Raw genomic sequence first — 1486 nt, forward strand, 5'->3', positions numbered from 1 at the left:
ACCGCTTTAAGGCGATCGTGCAGAAGGATGAACCGCTGTGGGATCCGAAGAACGAAAGGCTGCGCGCATGAAGAAAATCATCCTCACCGATGGCGGCATGGGCCAGGAACTGGTCCGCCGCAGCAAATCCGAGCCGACGCCGCTATGGTCGGCCAGGGTGCTGATCGACGAACCTGATCTGGTGCGCGACCTGCACGCGGAATTCATTCGCGCCGGCGCTCGCGTCATCACCATCAACACTTATTCGGCAACGCCCGAACGCCTGGCGCGTGAAGGTGCGGAAGACCTTTTCAAGCCGTTGCAGAAGCGCGGCATCGAATTGGCCAGGCAGGCCCGCGACGAGGCCGGCGATGCAGCCATCGCCGGCTGCCTATCGCCGCTTTTCGGCAGCTATGCACCGGCACTGACCATTTCCTTCGAGGCCACGCTCGATATTTACCGCCGCATCGTTGCCGAGCAGGCCGATGGCGTCGACCTGTTCCTGTGTGAAACCATGGCGTCGGCGGACGAAGCCCGCGCGGCGGTCACCGCGGCATCGGAAAGCGGCAAGCCGGTATGGGTGTCGTGGACGCTGGCCGACCACGGCAAGCCGCGGCTGCGCAGCGGCGAAGCAATAGCCACCGCGGCAAGCGCGCTCGACGGCCTGGCAGTCGCCGCGCGGCTGGTCAATTGCTGCCGGCCGGAAGCAATCGCCGCGGCTTTGCCTGAACTGATCGACCTCGGCGGCCCGGTCGGCGCCTACGCCAATGGCTTCACGTCAACCGAAGCACTCAAGCACGGCGGCACCGTCGATGTGCTGCACGCTCGTCACGACCTTGGCCCGGATGCCTATGCCGACCAGGCGATCGGCTGGGTCGAGGCTGGGGCAAGCATCGTTGGCGGCTGCTGCGAAGTCGGACCACCGCACATCGCCGCTCTGCGCGACCGGCTCGAACAGGCCGGCTACGAAATTTCGGGAGTTTTGCATGCCTAGACCATCATCGCGCATTTCCGGCATCGTGCCTTCGGGCAAGGACGGCTGGGAAGTCCATTTCGCCGCCTGGACGCGCAAGGAGGCCGGCGAAGACATCATCATGCTGTCGGTCGGTGACCATGATTTCGACACGCCTTCGCAGACGATCGAAGCCTGTGTGACCGCGGTTCGCGGCAGCAATCATCACTACACCCCGCTTCCCGGCCTGCCGCGCCTGCGCAAGGCGATGGCGGCGGCCTCGAGCGCCTGCACCGGGGTCGAGACGTCGCCGGATCAGGTGATCGCCACGCCGGGCGGACAGGCCGCACTCTACGCCGCTGTGCAGGGCGTGCTCGACCAGGGCGACCACGCCATCGTCGTGGCGCCCTACTACGCCACCTATCCCAACACGTTCAGCGCCGCGGGCGCTGACTTCACAGTCGTCGAGACACCGGCCGAGGATGGCTTCCAGCCACGTGCCGACATGATCCGCGCGGCAATCCGGCCGAACACGCGCGCCATCCTGATCAACAC

Annotated in this window: 2 protein-coding genes; both read left to right on the plus strand. The window is 65.7% G+C overall.

Going from position 1 to position 1486, the window contains the following annotated elements:
• Nucleotides 1-67: 67 nt before the first annotated feature.
• Nucleotides 68-973 carry a homocysteine S-methyltransferase family protein gene (locus tag EN750_RS33950; protein WP_127399248.1) on the plus strand — a complete coding sequence of 302 codons (906 nt, stop codon included), beginning with the start codon at nt 68-70 and terminating at the stop codon, nt 971-973.
• On the plus strand, nt 966-1486 hold a 521-nt coding region (locus tag EN750_RS33955; protein ID WP_127399249.1), incomplete at its 3' end, for an aminotransferase class I/II-fold pyridoxal phosphate-dependent enzyme. The genes EN750_RS33950 and EN750_RS33955, both read left to right, overlap by 8 nt.

Source organism: Mesorhizobium sp. M7A.F.Ca.ET.027.03.2.1 (genome assembly GCF_003999175.1).
Classification (GTDB): domain Bacteria; phylum Pseudomonadota; class Alphaproteobacteria; order Rhizobiales; family Rhizobiaceae; genus Mesorhizobium.